The organism is Rhizobium sp. BK181 (genome assembly GCF_014193305.1).
Classification (GTDB): domain Bacteria; phylum Pseudomonadota; class Alphaproteobacteria; order Rhizobiales; family Rhizobiaceae; genus Rhizobium.
In genome coordinates, this window is record NZ_JACHZA010000003.1 from 112,778 (window position 1) to 128,186 (window position 15,409).

The window sequence follows — 15,409 nt, forward strand, 5'->3', positions numbered from 1 at the left end:
CGAGCGGGCGATATGAAGAGCGCAGAATAGAAAAGCTGGCGGAATACGCTACCCCTTTTTTCAGAATTTTTGCGGTTCGGTAGCAATGGTTAGCGGAAACGAAAAACGGGAGCCGAGGCTCCCGTTCCAGAGTCCTTTTCGTCAGTGCTTCGCGCGTTTCTTTTGCCGGTAAACGTCGATCACGACAGCGGCCACGATGATCAGCCCTTTGACGATCTCCTGGTAATACGCATCAACCCTGAGGAAGGTAAAGCCTGAGGTCATCACGCCGAGGATGATCGTGCCGATAACCGTGCCGGTGATCCGACCGACGCCACCTGTCAGAGACGTGCCCCCGATGACCGTCGCAGCAATCGCGTCCAATTCGTACATGACACCCATGCCTGCTTGCGCGGTTTGAGCGCGGGCTGCGGTGACCACGCCGGCAAGACCTGCCAAGAGACCAGCGATGGCGTAAACCTTGATGAGGTGCGCCTCGATATTGATACCGGAAACGCGCGCTGCCTGAAGATTGGCGCCGATTGCATAGGTGAATTTGCCGTAGCGGGTATAGCGCAGGGCGATATGGAAGATCAGCGCGACGACGAGGAAGACAATCACAGGCCAAATGCCGGTGCCGATGAAATTGAATTGATCGGTGAGCCCCGAAACCGGCTGGCCTTTGGTGTACCACTTCGAAATGCCGCGTGCGGAGACCATCATACCGAGCGTGGCGATGAACGGCGGGATCTTGGTCCTTGCGATCAGCTGTCCGTTGATGAAACCGGCCGCCAGGCCAATCAGGAGACCTACGCCGATCGGAATGAAGAATGGTAGGTCGGTCAACGACGGATAAAGTGCCCGAGGCCACGTCGACGCCTGCGCGAAGCTCGCCGCGATCATCGCCGTCATGCCAACGACGGAGCCGGACGACAGGTCGATGCCTCCGGTGATGATGACCTGCGTCACGCCCACCGCGATGATGCCAATGACGGAGACCTGGAGGATCATGATCGTCAGGCGCTGCGAATTGAACAGGAAGCTCTGGCCGATAAAGATCCAGCCAAGAACTTCGTAGACAAGCGCAATCCCAATCAGAACGAGGAAAATACTGAGCTCCGGCGGAACGCGTCGTCTGCGCGCCCGCGTTGCGAGTGGGGCTGCCGCCTCAGCTGCGTTGGTATTCATGATATCCTCCCTTCGGTTCCCGGAGCCCGCGCGTCATTGCGCGGCAAGCTCCATCACCTTGATCTGCGTTGCTTCGTCGCGATTGAGAAAACCGGTTACGCGTCCTTCATGCATCACCATGATGCGGTCGCTCATGCCGAGCACTTCTGGCATTTCCGACGAGATCATGATCACTGCCACTCCATTCCTCGCCATCTCCGACACAAGACGATGGATCTCGGCCTTGGCGCCGACATCGATGCCACGTGTCGGCTCGTCGAGAATGAGGATCTTCGGATTGGTAAGCAGCCAGCGACCGATCAGAACCTTCTGCTGGTTGCCACCGGACAGATTCTCCACCCGCTCATCGAGGTTTGGCGTCTTGACGCGAAGCTTCTTGGCCATGTCTTCACAGGTTGCCTCGATCGAGCCTTCCTGCACGAAGCCACCCTTGACGAACTTGTCCTGGAGGACGGCGATCTGCATGTTCTCGAGAACACTGAGGATCAGTAGGCAGCCCGTTTCCTTGCGGTCCTCGGTCAGGAACGCCATACGGTTCTGGATTGCGACGGTTGGCGATGCGATATCTGTCTTTTTGCCGAAGAGTTCGATGGTGCCCGATGTCGCCGGCGTTACGCCGAACAAGGTCTCCGCGACGTTCGATCGACCGGATCCCACAAGTCCGGCAACGCCGAGGATCTCGCCGGATCGCACATCAAACGAGACGTCGTGGAAAACATTGTTCAGCGAGAGGTTCTTGACCGAAAGGACGACGTCGCCGATCGGCACCTCCTCCTTCGGGAACATTTGTGTGATCTCGCGACCGACCATCATGCGGATGATGTCGTCGCGGGTGACGTCTGTCGACGCATGGGTGCCGATGTAGCGCCCGTCGCGGAACACCGAAAACTCGTCGGCAATCTCGAACAGCTCGTTCATCTTGTGCGTGATGTAGACGATGCCGATGCCTTGAGCGCGAAGGTCGCGAATGATCCTGAAAAGATGCTCGACCTCACGCTCGGTCAGTGCCGATGTCGGCTCATCCATAATCAGAACGTCGGAATTGTAGGAAACCGCCTTGGCAATTTCGACCATCTGCCTGTTGGCAACCGAAAGATCGCGAACCTGGATCTCCGGGTCGATATCGATATTCAGCCGTCGAAACAGCTCGTCCGTCTGGCGGAACATTGCTGCGTGATCAACAAAGCCGAACTTGTTCTTCGGCTCGCGCCGGATCCAGATGTTCTCGGCAACGGTCATGAAGGGCATCAGGTTCAGCTCCTGATGGATCATCGCGATGCCATTTTCCAGCGCATCGAGCGGTGATTTCAGCTGAATCTCGACGCCTTTGAGGCGTACTTCGCCCTTGTCTGGGATGTATATGCCAGCGAGGATTTTCATCAGGGTCGACTTGCCCGCGCCATTCTCGCCCATCAAGGCGTGCACGGTACCGCGCTTCAGCCGGAACTGAACGTCATCAAGCGCGATGACGCCGGGGAATTCCTTGCGTACGCCTTCGGCGCTCAGCAGGTATTCCGCATTCGGAACAACGCCGCTTTGACGCACTGCGGCCATGGTAGACGGGCTGACAACCATCTCATTTCCTCCCGGACACGGACTGAAGGAAGGGATGCGGACCATGCCCGCATCCCGATGCTCTGAACGTCAGTTCTTTGCGACGAAGTCCTTGACGTTCTCAGGCGTGACGAGTTGGAAAGGAATATAGACCTTCTTTTCCACCTTTTCGCCCTTAGCCAGCTTCAGAGCTGCATCGAGCGCACCCTTGCCCTGACCTGCTGCATCCTGGAAGACCGTCACGTCGAGGTCGCCCGCCTGCATGGCGGCGAGTGCGTCCTGGGTGGCGTCAACGCCGCCGATGACGATCTTGCTGAGATCCTTACCGGCTGCCTTGAGCGCCTGGATCGCGCCGATTGCCATTTCGTCATTGTTCGAGATGACAGCATCGAACTCGAGACCGCTGGAAAGCCAGTTCGTCATAAGGTCGGAACCTTGGGTACGGGACCAGTTAGCCGTCTGCTCTTCAATGATCTGGATGCCCTTGCACTCATCGGTCGCCACGACATCGTGGACGTCCTTGGTGCGCATGCGCGCAGCCTGGTTGGAGAGTTCGCCCATCATTACAACGGCCTTGCCCTTGCCACCGAGCAGCCGGCAAACTTCCTTGGCTTCGAGGGTGCCGGACTCCTGCTCATTCGAAGCAACGAAAGCCTGCTTGTCCGGAAGAGCGTCAACGTTGACCGGCTCGCGGTTTACATAGACAAGTGGAATGCCGGCTTCGGCTGCGATCTTCGACATCGCCGCCGTAGCGTCGGTATCAACCGGGTTGACGACGATCGCGTCGACCTTGGACGCAATGAAGTTCTGGATCTGGCTCTGCTGCTTGGCCACGTCGTTCTGCGCGTCTTCAACCTGCAGCGTCACGCCGTTCATGGTCTTGGCGTAGTCCTGCATGCCGTTGCGCAGAACGGTCAGGAAGTTGTCGTCGAACAGCGCCATAGAGACGCCGACCGTTTCAGCGTGAGCGGCCGTCGACAGGACGAGCGCCATGGCAGTGCCCAGGATAAATTTCTTCATTTTCTTTCCTCCACAAAGCGGTGTCCGGCTGCACCCTCCTCACGCCGGAGCTCCGGGCCATGCCCAAAAGCCAGTATATGTTCGTTGGGCCATCTCCCGTTGGCAGTCCGTCAAGAAACGGAACAAACGAACCGTAAAATCTGCATCACGGAATATTCATTCCATTTTCTGATAAAGGCGTCAAGTCCATTTCAATGATGGATCCCGGGCCGACCGCGAAAATCGCGCGAAGACACCTTGGCTGGCGCTGAAAAGCGTTCCCGCGCGAACTATATGCGCCAGCGGCAGCAGGTCGCTGCCTACCATGGAGAAACCGATGCCTATTTCGATGTACCGATTGACAGTTCCCGTCTTCCAGCACGGTCTTGAAAGCTTGAAGACCTATCTCGACAAAGCCGAGAACTTCGCGAAAGAAAGAGGGATCGATGGCGCGGATCTCGTTACCGCGCGGTTGACTTCGGACATGCTGCCGTTCTCGGGTCAGTATCAGCGCGCGACCGATAGCGCCAAACTGGCGATCGCGCGGCTGACCGGCAGCGATGCGCCCAAATTTGAGGACAACGAGGCGACGATCGCCGAGTTGCGCGAGCGTGTTGCCAAGACGGAAGCCTATCTCGCTACCGTCGCGCCGGCAGCGCTCGAGGGAACGGAAACGCGGGAAGTCACTCTGTCGCCAGGGGGCAACAAGCTCACGTTCCGCGGCGACGAATACGTGCTGACCTTTGCACTGCCGAACTTCTTCTTCCACCTTGCAACGGCTCACGCGATCCTTCGTAACCAGGGCGTACCCGTCGGCAAGATGGATTACCTCGGACGCCTCGGCGGATAGGTCGGAGGGCCATCGCGCCTAACTCGTTTCGCGCCGACTAGGCCTATCGCCTTCAGCGTCGCCGTGCATCAGGACCGGCCACGCACGTCAATCATCGCGCCGACTGAGCGCGGTGATTGACGTAACGTCTTCGACCGATCATGGATGCATTTCAGTGCTGATTTGATTTCGCGTGCCAGTTCCACGCCGAGCGGATGATCTGAGATAAATCGTACTGCGGCGCCCAGCCGAGAATTTCCCGCGCCTTGTCATTGTTGGCAACGAGCGTGTGCGAGTCGCCTTCACGACGACCGACATATTCCACCGGAAACGGCCGCTCCGAGACGCGCTCGATTGTGCCAAGAAGCTCCTTAACAGTCGTTCCCGTGCCGGTGCCGAGATTGAGGGCAACCGACTCCCCGCCCCGAAGCAGATGTTCCACGGCACGAACGTGGGCGTCGGCGAGATCGAGGACGTGGATGTAGTCGCGGACGCAGGTGCCGTCACGCGTCTCGTAATCGGTGCCGAAGACCTTGAAGCCTTCACGGCGACCCAGTGCGGCGTCGATCGCCAGCGGTATGGCGTGGGTTTCAGGCTGGTGCCACTCGCCGATCCGACCCTCGAAATCGGCGCCGGCTGCGTTGAAGTAGCGAAGCACGACCGAGCGAAAGCCCGTGTACTTGTCATAGTCGGCAAGCGCCTGCTCGACGATGTATTTCGTGCGGCCGTAGGGATTGATCGGCACCTGGCGGTGCGTCTCGTCCAGCGGCACACTCTGCGGCAGGCCATAGGTTGCGCAGGTTGACGAGAACACGAACGCTTTCACGCCAGCAGCCTGGGCGGCTGCCAAAAGGGTCAATGTGCCGATGACGTTGTTTTCGTAAAAGGCTACCGGATCCTTGACCGATTCACCGACCTCGATGAGGGCGGCAAAGTGCAGGATGGCTGCTGGTTTGTGCTTGGCCAGGACCTCGTCAAGACGGGCCCGATCCCGGATGTCCCCTTCCTCCGCGGGTCCCCATTTCACAAATTCGCGATGACCGTTGGAGAAATTGTCGAAAACGACCGGCTTGAAGCCCTTGTTCGCAAGATCGAGACACGTGTGCGAGCCAATATACCCAGCGCCGCCCACGACCAGAACCGTTTCACCTGCCATGCACCACCTTTAATTCTCGTTTCGATGGAGAGGAGACTTAGGACAGGTCGATGGCAAGAAAAAGAACGAAACGACCGGCGAGCGGCGAGGGCATCATTTTGTCAGCGATGGCATTAGCAAATTGATTGATCGAAGCTTTTCGGCCGGATTGACTGTCCGCCGGCTTAGTGGCGGCGCGGATTTCTCAATAGATCTCTGCATCAAAACTTCAGATGCTTAAGCAACCTGATGCATCTCTAAAGACATATGCCGCTCCAGCTTAAATAGAATTGACTTATGTTCCTTTCTTCTGCGAAACATTGTCTCTCTCGGGGGGCTGTTGATGCATCGGAAGGCGCGGTGCCATGAATTCATCGGTCAGAAAATTCATATTCCATGATCTTCAAGCGATTGAAGGATACATTGATCCGCCGGACGCGCTGGTCTTTCTTGCTATTTTGCGCTCCCAGCAATCAGCTTCCCTGCAAGGCGGCTTGGCCGAGATAGGTGTTTACTACGGCCGATCCTACTTCCTCCTGCGAAAGATATGCGGAGACAGAGAGAAGATCGTGGCTATCGATCCGTTCGACATCGTGAAACCGGATCATAGTCTTACGCAGTATGAACGTTTTGCGGCGGGTGGCCGCCAACTCGGGCTTTCCGTAGATGAAGAGCGTGTCATCAAGAGCGATAGCACGCTGCTTCGGCCTGCGGACGTGATCGAGCGGGCCGGCCTGATTCGCTTCTTCAGCATCGATGGTGGCCACATGCTGCCCCATGTCGAGGCTGATAGCCGCCTGGCCGCCGCGTCGCTTGCCGAGCATGGCATCATCGTTTTCGACGACACGTTCAATCCGGCCTGGCCCGAGGTTACTGCTGGCGTGACCGACTTCCTGCGTGAAGAGGCCGGTCGCTATTCCGTCTTCTGCCTGACGAAATACAAGACTTACGTTTGCCGTCGGCCGTTCCATGAATTTTACGCGCAGACGATCAAGACTTCGCCCGAGCTAAAGACGTTCGATCACATTGAAACCGAGTTTCTGGGTTCTACGGCAATCCGACTGCACAATCCGATGCGCCGCCGCATCGCCTACGAAGTGATGGTGGGGCTCGGTATGCGAGCGTGGTCTGAGCGCGCGTACCGATGAACCGACTTAGGCCGGCGGCGGATCGGCTTCTTTCAACCTGTATCCGACACCGGTTTCCGTCGTGATGTATTGTGGCTGGTCCGGGCTCTGTTCGATCTTCTGGCGCAGCTGGCGAACGTAGACGCGCAAATACTGGACATCGGCGGCCGGCCCCCAGATCTGCTTCAACAGGAACTGGTGCGTCAGGACCTTTCCGGCGTGCTGGGCAAGTACCCTCAGGATGTCGTATTCCTTCGGCGAGAGTTTGATTTCCCTGCCGTCGATCTTGACGATGCGCTTGACGAGATCGATGGACAGGCCGCCGGCCTGGAAGATCGCCCGCTCACCCTGCTGTTGTAGACGGTGGCGCAAGGCGACGCGTAGCCGGGCGCCGAGTTCGTTCATGCCAAACGGCTTCGTCAGATAATCATCTGCACCCGCTTCGAGGGCATTGACGATGCCGGTTTCATCTGTGCGGCTGGAAAGGATGACGATTGGCAGGGTGAGGCCCGCGTCTCGCCATTCCTGCAATAGTTCGTGGCCCGATTTGTCTGGCAGACCAAGGTCGAGCACAATCAGATCCGGCGGATCGTCTTTTGCCGATTGCAGGGCCGTCGCGCCGTTCGGCGCCTCGTTCACTTCGTAACCCTGTGCGGTTAAACCGACGCGAAGCAGCTTGCGGATCGGGGGTTCGTCGTCGACGATGAGAATTTTTACGGCTGAACCGGTCATTTGAGCTCATCCAATTTCGGAATTTCAGTTGGTCTCGGAAGACGGATTGTGAAGACGGCGCCAGAGCGATCGTTCCGGTTTCCGGCCGTTATCGTGCCGCCCATGGCCTCGACAAAGCCTCGACAGATGGACAAGCCGAGGCCGGTTCCGGCGCGAACCTGGTCGCCTTTGCGCACGCGATAGAAAGTATCGAAGACCCGATCCACGTCTGCCGGCGGAATACCCGGCCCCTCGTCCAAGACCTGAATCATGACACTGTATGCGTCGGCCCAGGCTTCAATGCGGATCGATGACCCTTCCGGGGCATATTTGGCAGCATTGTCGAACAGGTTGAAAAGTACCTGCTCGAACAGCACGGGATCAACGCGGACCATAGGCAGGTCGGCGGGTATTCTTATCGCCGTCTGGTGGTGTGCGAGAATTTTCTCGGCACGGCGCAGCGCGCTTCCGGCAATGTCGCCGGGATAGTGCAGCGCGTAGTTCGGTTCCATTGCGCCGGATTCGATTTTCGTCATGTCGAGGAGGTTGGCGATAAAGCGGTTCAGCCGTTCCGATTCATCGATGACGGTCGACAGAAGATCGACACGATCTTCCGGAGGCATGGAATCGAGATAATCACGCAACGTGCCTGCCGCGCCAAGGATCGCGGCCAGCGGTGTCTTCAGGTCGTGTGAGATCGACGTCAGGAGGGCCGAGCGCAAGCGATCGGCTTCGGCGGCGAGTTTTGCGCGATCAACGTCTGCAACGAGTTGAATGCGTTCAATCGCAAGAGCGGCCTGGTCCGCGAGCGCGTCGAGAAGACGCTGTTGCTCAGGTGTCAGCAGCGGCCCGTCTCGCCTGTCATTGTCCAGGCCGATCACGCCGACGGCCGCGCGTCCGGTTCGCAGCGGCACGTAGAGACGCTTGGCACCGGGCAGAGTGTCTGCACCGCGGCCGGCGGCGTGATTGTGCTCCCAGGCCCATCGGGCGGCGGCAATATCTGCCTCATCGAGGGTGTCGTCCGGCGGGTAGCCGGCTTTGACGGCAATGGTGCCTCCTTCGGGCAGCAGCAGGACGACTCGGACCTTGAGCATCGAGGCGAGCTGGAATGCCGTGGCCCAGAGAACGTCGTCCAGTGTGCCGGTGCCGGCCAGCTTCTTCGAGAAGAGGTAGAGGTCTTCCGTCGTTCTGGCGCGCTGTCGGGCAGCCGCGGCCTGGCGTTGAACCGTTGCCGTCAGATTGCTCGCGATGACGGCAACGCCCAGGAAGAAGAACAACGCCAGCACGCTTTCCGGATCATTGATCGTCAGCGTATAACGGGGCGGCAGGAAGAAGAAATTGAAGGATAGTGCGCTGAGGACGCAGGTGTAGAGCGCCGGACGTAGCCCGTGAATGACGGCCGATGTGAGGACTGCCATCAGGAATACGAGGGCAAGGTTGCGGACGTCAAGAACCTGATCAAGCACAACGCCTGCGATGAGCGCGATCGCCACATAGGCTGTGGCGGAGACGTATGGCTGGATATTGAAGGCAGGGGACGACGGAGCTGCTTTCACACCGCGTGCAGACGTTCCATCCTTCTCGCTGCCGGAAATGACGTGGACGCTGATGTTGCCCGATGTTCGGATCAGATCGTCGGCAATGGAGCGGTGAAGCCAGTCCCGCCAGGTCGGCTTGCTTGGAGCGCCGATGACGATGTGAGTCACGTTGTTGGCGGCGGCGTGACGGACCAGCTCTTCCGACACCTCGCGACCGGGAATGGTGAGGGCCTCGCCGCCGAGCTGTTCGGCCAGGCGCAGCGTTGCCGCAATCGTGTCGCGGTCGGCCTCGGTCAGGCTGATCGATTGATTGGTCTCGATATAGACGGCCGCCCAAGGTGCGCGCAGCCGCGAGGCCATTCGCGACGCGTAGCGTACAAGCGAAGCTGAGCGCGCATGCTGATCGATGGATACAAGCACCCTTTCGCCGGCGGCCCAAGGGCCAGCGATGGCGTGGGCCTGCATGTGGGTCAGAAGCTGGTCGTCCACGCGCTGTGCGGTTTTGCGCAATGCGAGTTCGCGGAGCGCGGTGAGGTTTCCGGCGGTGAAATAATTCGTCAGGGCCTTTTCGGCGGTCTTTGGGACATAGACCTTGCCGTCGTGCAGCCGCTTAATCAGGTCTTCCGGCGTGAGATCGATGATCTCGACGTCATCGGCCATATCGATGACAGAGTCTGGCACTGTCTCGCGCACGCGGATGCGCGTGATCTGCGAGACGACGTCATTCAGGCTTTCGACGTGTTGGATGTTCAGCGTCGTGTAGACGTCGATGCCGCGGTCGAGCAGCTCCTTGACGTCGAGATAGCGTTTCGGATGCCGACTGCCTTCGGCGTTGGTATGGGCGAGTTCGTCGACCAGAACAAGAGAGGGCCTACGCGCAAGAATAGCATCGATATCCATTTCCTCGAGAGGACGCCCCTTGTAGTCAATCTTGACGCGGGGAATGGCTTCGAAGCCGTTGACGAGCGCCTGCGTTTCCTTGCGTCCGTGAGTCTCGACGATGCCGATGACCACGTCGACACCATCGGACATCTTGGCGCGGCCCGATTCCAGCATCTCATAGGTCTTGCCTACGCCGGGCGCGGCGCCGAGGAAGATCTTCAGTCGGCCGCGGGTCTCCTGACGCGCTTTCTCGAGCAGCGCATCGGGCGAGGGCCTTCCAACCGTGTCGCGGTTGTCTTCCGGCATGCGTTTTATCTTTCCTTGACGAGCAAGCCCCGGGCGCGCACAGGCGCCCGGGGCTTTTGACCTTACTCAGACATAGAAGCATCAAGGGACTGGTTCAATGCCAGCACATTGACGGTCGCCTCACCGAGAATCCCTAGTTCAGGGTGCTCGACGGCGGCATCGACAATCGTCTTGAGTTTGGCTTCATCGATCCCACGTGCCTTGGCGACGCGCGGTATCTGGAAGTAGGCGGCTTCCGGCGAGATGTGCGGATCGAGGCCGCTGCCGGAGGCGGTCACAAGATCGATCGGAACCTGCGTATTCGGGTTGGTCGCTTTTGCCGCCTCGTAATCAGTCTTTACGCGATCAAGCAGCTTCTGGCTCGTCGGGCCAAGGTTCGAGCCCGAAGACGCGGCGGCGTTGTATCCATCGCCTGCGGCCGAGGGACGGCCGTGGAAATATTTGTCGCTGGTGAACGCCTGGCCGATCAGTGTCGAACCGATCACCTTGCCGTCCCTTTCTATCAGGCTGCCATTTGCTTGCGCCGGGAAGAGTGCCTGCGCGGCGCCGGTCATGGCGAGCGGGTAAAGCAGGCCGGTGATTGCTGTGGTGGCGATGATCATGACGATTGCCGGACGAAGTTCTTTCAACATGATGTCAACTCCTTAGGCGAGACCGATGGCCGTGATGACCATGTCGATCGCCTTGATGCCGATGAAGGGGACGATGATGCCGCCGACGCCGTAGATAAGCAGGTTGCGGGACAAGAGCGCGCCGGCGCCGATCGCGCGATATTTCACGCCTTTCAGCGACAGCGGGATCAGCGCGACGATGATCAGCGCGTTGAATATGATCGCCGACAGGATGGCGCTTTGCGGCGTGGCGAGGCCCATGATGTTCAGCACACCAAGCTGCGGGTAGAAGGCCAGGAACATCGCCGGAATGATCGCGAAGTACTTGGCGATGTCATTGGCGATCGAGAAGGTCGTCAGCGCACCACGCGTCATCAGCAGCTGCTTGCCGATTTCGACGATTTCGATGAGCTTGGTCGGATCGCTGTCGAGGTCGACCATGTTGCCGGCTTCGCGGGCCGCGACCGTGCCGGTGTTCATGGCAACGCCGACATCGGCCTGGGCAAGGGCAGGGGCATCGTTCGTGCCATCGCCGCACATTGCGACCAGCTTGCCCTTGGCCTGCTCCTCGCGGATCAGCGACAGCTTGTTCTCAGGCGTGGCTTGGGCAAGGAAGTCGTCAACGCCTGCCTCAGCGGCAATAGCGGCGGCAGTCATGGGATTGTCACCGGTGATCATCACCGTGCGGATGCCCATCCGCCGCAATTCGTTGAAGCGCTCGCGAATCCCGCCCTTGACGATGTCCTTCAGCTGGACGATGCCAAGAAGGCGTCCGTCGCGGGCAACAGCCAGCGGGGTGCCGCCTTGCTTGGCGATCTCATCGGCGATTGCCTGCAGTTCCCGCACGACCTCAGTGTTGCTACGAATGGCGACGGCCGCATTGCCGGAAACCGGCGCTGGTGCGGCGCCCACGTAGGCAAGCACGGCATCCACCGCGCCTTTGCGAATGGACGAGCCCTCGACATCGACGCCGCTCATGCGCGTCTGAGCAGTAAAGGGGACAAAGGTCGCCTTCAGGCTCGTCATATCGCGACTGCGGATACCGTACTTTTCCTTGGCGAGCACGACGATCGAGCGGCCTTCCGGTGTTTCGTCGGCCAGCGAAGCAAGCTGCGCCGCATCGGCGAGGTCCTGTTCGGTGACGCCGCGGACGGGGCGGAATGTTGTCGCCTGGCGGTTGCCGAGGGTGATCGTTCCGGTCTTATCAAGCAGCAGCGTGTCGACGTCACCGGCTGCTTCGACGGCACGGCCAGACATCGCAAGCACGTTGAAGCGCACGAGACGGTCCATGCCGGCAATGCCGATCGCCGAAAGAAGCGCGCCGATTGTGGTCGGGATCAGGGTCACGAAGAGAGCGACGAGGATGATGATCGGAATAGAGCCGCCAGCGTAGCTTGCAAAGCTCGGGATCGTGGCGGTGGCAAGAACGAAGATCAGCGTCATGCCCGCGAGCAAAATGTTGAGCGCGATCTCATTGGGAGTTTTCTGACGTTCCGCGCCTTCGACGAGCGAGATCATGCGATCGAGGAACGTATGTCCCGCTGCAGCGCTGATACGGACACGAATCCAATCCGACAACACCTGTGTGCCACCGGTAACGGCCGAACGGTCGCCGCCGGACTCGCGAATGACCGGAGCGGATTCGCCGGTGATGGCAGCTTCGTTGACGGATGCGACACCCTCGATGACTTCACCATCAGAGGGAATGATATCGCCCGCCTCGACGAGGACGAGGTCGCCCACCTTCAGGCTCGTGCCCGGGACCAGGCGATAGCCGGTGCCGTTGTTGGCCGTCAGGAGCTTTGCCTGGGTTTCGGTGCGGGCCTTGCGCAAAGAGTCCGCCTGTGCCTTGCCGCGGCCCTCGGCGACGGCTTCGGCGAAGTTGGCAAAAAGCACGGTGAACCAGAGCCAGAGGTTGATCTGGAACGAGAAGCCGAGATTTCCGCCGCCGCTGACGAGATCGCGGACGAACAGGATCGTCGTCAGCGCCGAAACCGTCGCCACGACGAACATGACAGGATTTTTGGCAAGGGTGCGTGGGTTCAGCTTCTTGAAGGCGGCGCCCACGGCCGGAATGAGAATGCGAGAATCCATGATGCTCGCTGATTTTGCCTGGCTCATAAGAGACTCCAGCTTGAAAGAGTAAGGCGACCGTTGTGGCGATCAGCCGTGTAGGATCCGAAATACCGCGACGATGACGAGGAGCCCGGCGAGCATCACCAGAATGATGTCGGAGGCGCGGGTCATGCGCTGGCTGTCACGTCCCGGCGAACCGGGACGTGCGTTGAAGGATTTACGAAGCTTGTGACGAAGGATCATTGCGTCCACCTCAGAAGGTCTGGCCGGCGATCATGACCAGGTGCTCGACGACCGGGCCAAGCGCCAGCGCCGGGAAGAAGGTCAGGCCGCCGACGATCAGGATCGTGCCGGTCAGAAGGCCCACGAAGAGCAAGCCATCTGTCGGAAACGTGCCTGCCGAGGCGGGGACGGTCTTCTTGGCGACCAGGGAGCCGGCGATTGCGAGCGCCGGGACGATTACCAGGAAGCGGCCCATCAGCATGCCGAGGCCGAGCGTGATGTTGTACCAAGGTGTGTTGCCGGTCAGCCCGCCGAAGGCCGAGCCGTTGTTGGCGGCGGCCGAGGTATAGGCATACAGAATCTCCGAGAAGCCGTGCGGACCTGCCGTGCCGATCGAGGCAACGGCCGACGGCAAAACGCTCGATATCGCGGTGAAGACAAGCATGGCGAGCGGCAGGCAAAGGATGGCAAGCACCGCCATCTTCATCTCCTTGGCTTCGATCTTCTTGCCAAGATATTCCGGCGTACGGCCGACCATCAGGCCAGCGACGAAGATCGCGATGATGATGAAGAGCAGGATGCCGTAGAAGCCCGCGCCAACGCCACCGACGATCACTTCGCCAAGCTGCATGTTGATGAGTGGGATCAAGCCGCCGAGCGCTGTGAAGCTGCCATGCATCGCGTTGACCGCACCGCACGAGGCGGCCGTCGTTATGACCGCGAAGAGCGAGGACATGGCGACGCCGAAACGTACTTCCTTGCCTTCCATGTTACCGCCCTGCAGGCCAAAGGCATGCATCAGCGGATTGCCGGCGGCTTCCGCCCAGTAGGTGACAGCCACGCCGGCGACAAACAGGATGCCCATGGTGGCGAGGATTGCCCAACCCTGGCGCTGGTTGCCGATCATGCGGCCGAAGACGTTGGTGAAGGCGGCGCCGATCGCGAAGATCGACACCATCTGGATCATGTTCGAGATGTTGTCAGGGTTCTCGAATGGATGCGCCGAATTGACGTTAAAGAAGCCGCCGCCGTTGGTGCCGAGCATCTTGATGGCAAGTTGCGAGGCGACAGGGCCGAGAGCGATTGTCTGCTTGGCGCCCTCGAGGGTCGTCGCGTCGACATAGGAGCCCAGTGTCTGTGGGACGCCAAGATATACATAGACCAGCGTCAACACGATGCAGATCGGCAGGAGGATGTAGAGCGTGCTACGCACCATATCGACCCAGAAATTGCCGATTGCCTTGCCGGATGCGCGCGAAAATGCGCGGATAAGGCCGATGGCGATTGCCATACCGGTGGCCGCAGATACGAAGTTCTGCACGGTCAGGCCCGCCATCTGCGTGAGATAGGACATCGTGCTTTCGCCGCCGTAGTTCTGCCAGTTGGTGTTGGCGACGAAGCTTGTTGCGGTGTTGAAAGAGAGTTCGGGGCCGACCGCAGCCATTCCAGCTGGATTCAGCGGCAAGACGTCCTGCATGCGCAGCAGCGCATAGAGGACGAGCGTGCCGAGCAGGTTGAACATCAGCATGGCGAAGGCGTACGACGTCCAATGCTGTTCTTCGCGTTCGCTGGTGCCGGCCAGCGCGTAAAGTCCCCGCTCTATTGGAACGAGGACCGGTGAGAGAAACGTGCGTTCGCCATTGAAGACGCGCGTCATGTAACCGCCGAGCGGTTTGACGAGCACGATGAGGATTCCGCAGAACAGCAGAATCTGAAGCCATCCGTTGAGGGTCATGGGAGGTAACTTTCAATACCCGATTGGTTCCACCTGTTGCGCGCTGGGAGAGGCACGCGATGCTAGAAGCGTTCGGGGCGAATGAGAGCGTAGGTGAGATATACCGTGAGGAACACGGTGACGGCACCGCTGAGAATATAGTCGAGGATCATGGCGCTTCCTCCGGTCAGAGCCGGTCGCAGGCTTTGGTGTAGGCAAAGCACAGAGCGAAAAATACGATTGCTGTGGCGAGTAGAACTATGTCCATCATCGATCTTGACTCCTGTTGTTCTTCTGGAGTCAGACAAGACAAAGGGCGCCACCCACCGGATGGCACCTTTCATGCTTTCTGGCGTGGAGATGATCCCTTGGATCTCTCGGACATTAATATGCGGCTGAAGCGCATAAGCGTTCGAGATTGGCGGCGGGCCGCGGATATAAAAATCTTATAAATACGGGAAAGAAAAATGCCTCGCCGAAGCGAGGCTAGTCCTAGGCCGCTTCGGGGAAAAGAAGAAGCGGCGCCGTTGTTCTATTG

At 59.3% G+C, this 15,409-nt stretch carries 13 protein-coding genes; 2 read left to right on the top strand and 11 right to left on the bottom strand.

The window, feature by feature from the left end; all coding sequences use genetic code 11:
• Positions 1 to 141 precede the first annotated feature (141 nt).
• The 3 genes from FHT77_RS10450 to FHT77_RS10460 form a co-directional block, all read right to left on the bottom strand.
• Positions 142 to 1,167, bottom strand: a complete 1,026-nt coding sequence (locus tag FHT77_RS10450; protein ID WP_016556812.1) for an ABC transporter permease — start codon at positions 1,165 to 1,167, stop codon at positions 142 to 144.
• A gap of 33 nt (positions 1,168 to 1,200) precedes the next feature.
• Complete coding sequence (locus FHT77_RS10455) at positions 1,201 to 2,742, bottom strand: sugar ABC transporter ATP-binding protein (RefSeq protein WP_183754955.1); 1,542 nt, start codon at positions 2,740 to 2,742, stop codon at positions 1,201 to 1,203.
• Positions 2,743 to 2,811: 69 nt separating this feature from the next.
• Positions 2,812 to 3,741, bottom strand: a complete 930-nt coding sequence (locus tag FHT77_RS10460; protein WP_183754957.1) for a sugar ABC transporter substrate-binding protein — start codon at positions 3,739 to 3,741, stop codon at positions 2,812 to 2,814.
• Positions 3,742 to 4,057: 316 nt separating this feature from the next.
• On the opposite strand from FHT77_RS10460, the gene FHT77_RS10465 reads away from it, so the two are divergent.
• On the top strand, positions 4,058 to 4,570 hold the full coding sequence (locus tag FHT77_RS10465; RefSeq protein ID WP_183754959.1) for a DUF1993 family protein: 513 nt from the start codon (positions 4,058 to 4,060) through the stop codon (positions 4,568 to 4,570).
• A gap of 151 nt (positions 4,571 to 4,721) precedes the next feature.
• Here FHT77_RS10465 and galE read toward each other — a convergent pair whose 3' ends face one another.
• Positions 4,722 to 5,705 (bottom strand): UDP-glucose 4-epimerase GalE, encoded by a 984-nt coding sequence (galE, locus tag FHT77_RS10470; protein ID WP_016556808.1) that lies wholly within the window; start codon positions 5,703 to 5,705, stop codon positions 4,722 to 4,724.
• A 344-nt stretch (positions 5,706 to 6,049) separates the two neighbouring features.
• Here galE and FHT77_RS10475 point away from each other — a divergent pair, with 344 nt between their 5' ends.
• Entirely contained in the window at positions 6,050 to 6,832 is a 783-nt protein-coding gene (locus FHT77_RS10475; RefSeq protein ID WP_183754961.1) for a class I SAM-dependent methyltransferase, read from the top strand.
• Positions 6,833 to 6,838: 6 nt separating this feature from the next.
• Here the strand turns inward: FHT77_RS10475 and FHT77_RS10480 are convergent, their stop codons facing one another.
• The 7 genes from FHT77_RS10480 to FHT77_RS10510 all read right to left on the bottom strand — a co-directional run bounded on the left by FHT77_RS10480 (position 6,839) and on the right by FHT77_RS10510 (position 15,044).
• Positions 6,839 to 7,543 (bottom strand): response regulator transcription factor, encoded by a 705-nt coding sequence (locus tag FHT77_RS10480; protein WP_183754963.1) that lies wholly within the window; start codon positions 7,541 to 7,543, stop codon positions 6,839 to 6,841.
• Positions 7,540 to 10,248: a sensor histidine kinase gene (locus FHT77_RS10485; protein ID WP_183754965.1), complete on the bottom strand. Its 2,709-nt coding sequence runs from the start codon at positions 10,246 to 10,248 to the stop codon at positions 7,540 to 7,542. The genes FHT77_RS10480 and FHT77_RS10485 overlap by 4 nt, the downstream gene beginning before the upstream one ends.
• A 62-nt stretch (positions 10,249 to 10,310) precedes the next feature.
• Entirely contained in the window at positions 10,311 to 10,880 is a 570-nt protein-coding gene (gene kdpC / locus FHT77_RS10490; RefSeq protein WP_183754967.1) for a potassium-transporting ATPase subunit KdpC, read from the bottom strand.
• A 12-nt stretch (positions 10,881 to 10,892) separates the two neighbouring features.
• On the bottom strand, positions 10,893 to 12,980 hold the full coding sequence (gene kdpB / locus FHT77_RS10495; protein ID WP_183754969.1) for a potassium-transporting ATPase subunit KdpB: 2,088 nt from the start codon (positions 12,978 to 12,980) through the stop codon (positions 10,893 to 10,895).
• 42 nt (positions 12,981 to 13,022) lie between these two features.
• Positions 13,023 to 13,178, bottom strand: a complete 156-nt coding sequence (locus tag FHT77_RS10500; RefSeq protein ID WP_183754971.1) for a hypothetical protein — start codon at positions 13,176 to 13,178, stop codon at positions 13,023 to 13,025.
• A gap of 10 nt (positions 13,179 to 13,188) precedes the next feature.
• Positions 13,189 to 14,892, bottom strand: coding sequence for a potassium-transporting ATPase subunit KdpA (gene kdpA / locus FHT77_RS10505; RefSeq protein WP_183754973.1), 1,704 nt, complete (start codon positions 14,890 to 14,892; stop codon positions 13,189 to 13,191).
• 62 nt (positions 14,893 to 14,954) lie between these two features.
• Positions 14,955 to 15,044, bottom strand: a complete 90-nt coding sequence (locus FHT77_RS10510) for a K(+)-transporting ATPase subunit F (protein ID WP_183754975.1) — start codon at positions 15,042 to 15,044, stop codon at positions 14,955 to 14,957.
• Positions 15,045 to 15,409: the final 365 nt, after the last annotated feature.

Coding starts and splice junctions, on each gene's coding strand:
- FHT77_RS10450 (WP_016556812.1), bottom strand. CDS start 1,167: ATGAATACCAACGCAGCTGAGGCGGCAGCCCCACTCGCAACGCGGGCG.
- FHT77_RS10455 (WP_183754955.1), bottom strand. CDS start 2,742: ATGGTTGTCAGCCCGTCTACCATGGCCGCAGTGCGTCAAAGCGGCGTT.
- FHT77_RS10460 (WP_183754957.1), bottom strand. CDS start 3,741: ATGAAGAAATTTATCCTGGGCACTGCCATGGCGCTCGTCCTGTCGACG.
- FHT77_RS10465 (WP_183754959.1), top strand. CDS start 4,058: ATGCCTATTTCGATGTACCGATTGACAGTTCCCGTCTTCCAGCACGGT.
- galE (WP_016556808.1), bottom strand. CDS start 5,705: ATGGCAGGTGAAACGGTTCTGGTCGTGGGCGGCGCTGGGTATATTGGC.
- FHT77_RS10475 (WP_183754961.1), top strand. CDS start 6,050: ATGAATTCATCGGTCAGAAAATTCATATTCCATGATCTTCAAGCGATT.
- FHT77_RS10480 (WP_183754963.1), bottom strand. CDS start 7,543: ATGACCGGTTCAGCCGTAAAAATTCTCATCGTCGACGACGAACCCCCG.
- FHT77_RS10485 (WP_183754965.1), bottom strand. CDS start 10,248: ATGCCGGAAGACAACCGCGACACGGTTGGAAGGCCCTCGCCCGATGCG.
- kdpC (WP_183754967.1), bottom strand. CDS start 10,880: ATGTTGAAAGAACTTCGTCCGGCAATCGTCATGATCATCGCCACCACA.
- kdpB (WP_183754969.1), bottom strand. CDS start 12,980: ATGAGCCAGGCAAAATCAGCGAGCATCATGGATTCTCGCATTCTCATT.
- FHT77_RS10500 (WP_183754971.1), bottom strand. CDS start 13,178: ATGATCCTTCGTCACAAGCTTCGTAAATCCTTCAACGCACGTCCCGGT.
- kdpA (WP_183754973.1), bottom strand. CDS start 14,892: ATGACCCTCAACGGATGGCTTCAGATTCTGCTGTTCTGCGGAATCCTC.
- FHT77_RS10510 (WP_183754975.1), bottom strand. CDS start 15,044: ATGATCCTCGACTATATTCTCAGCGGTGCCGTCACCGTGTTCCTCACG.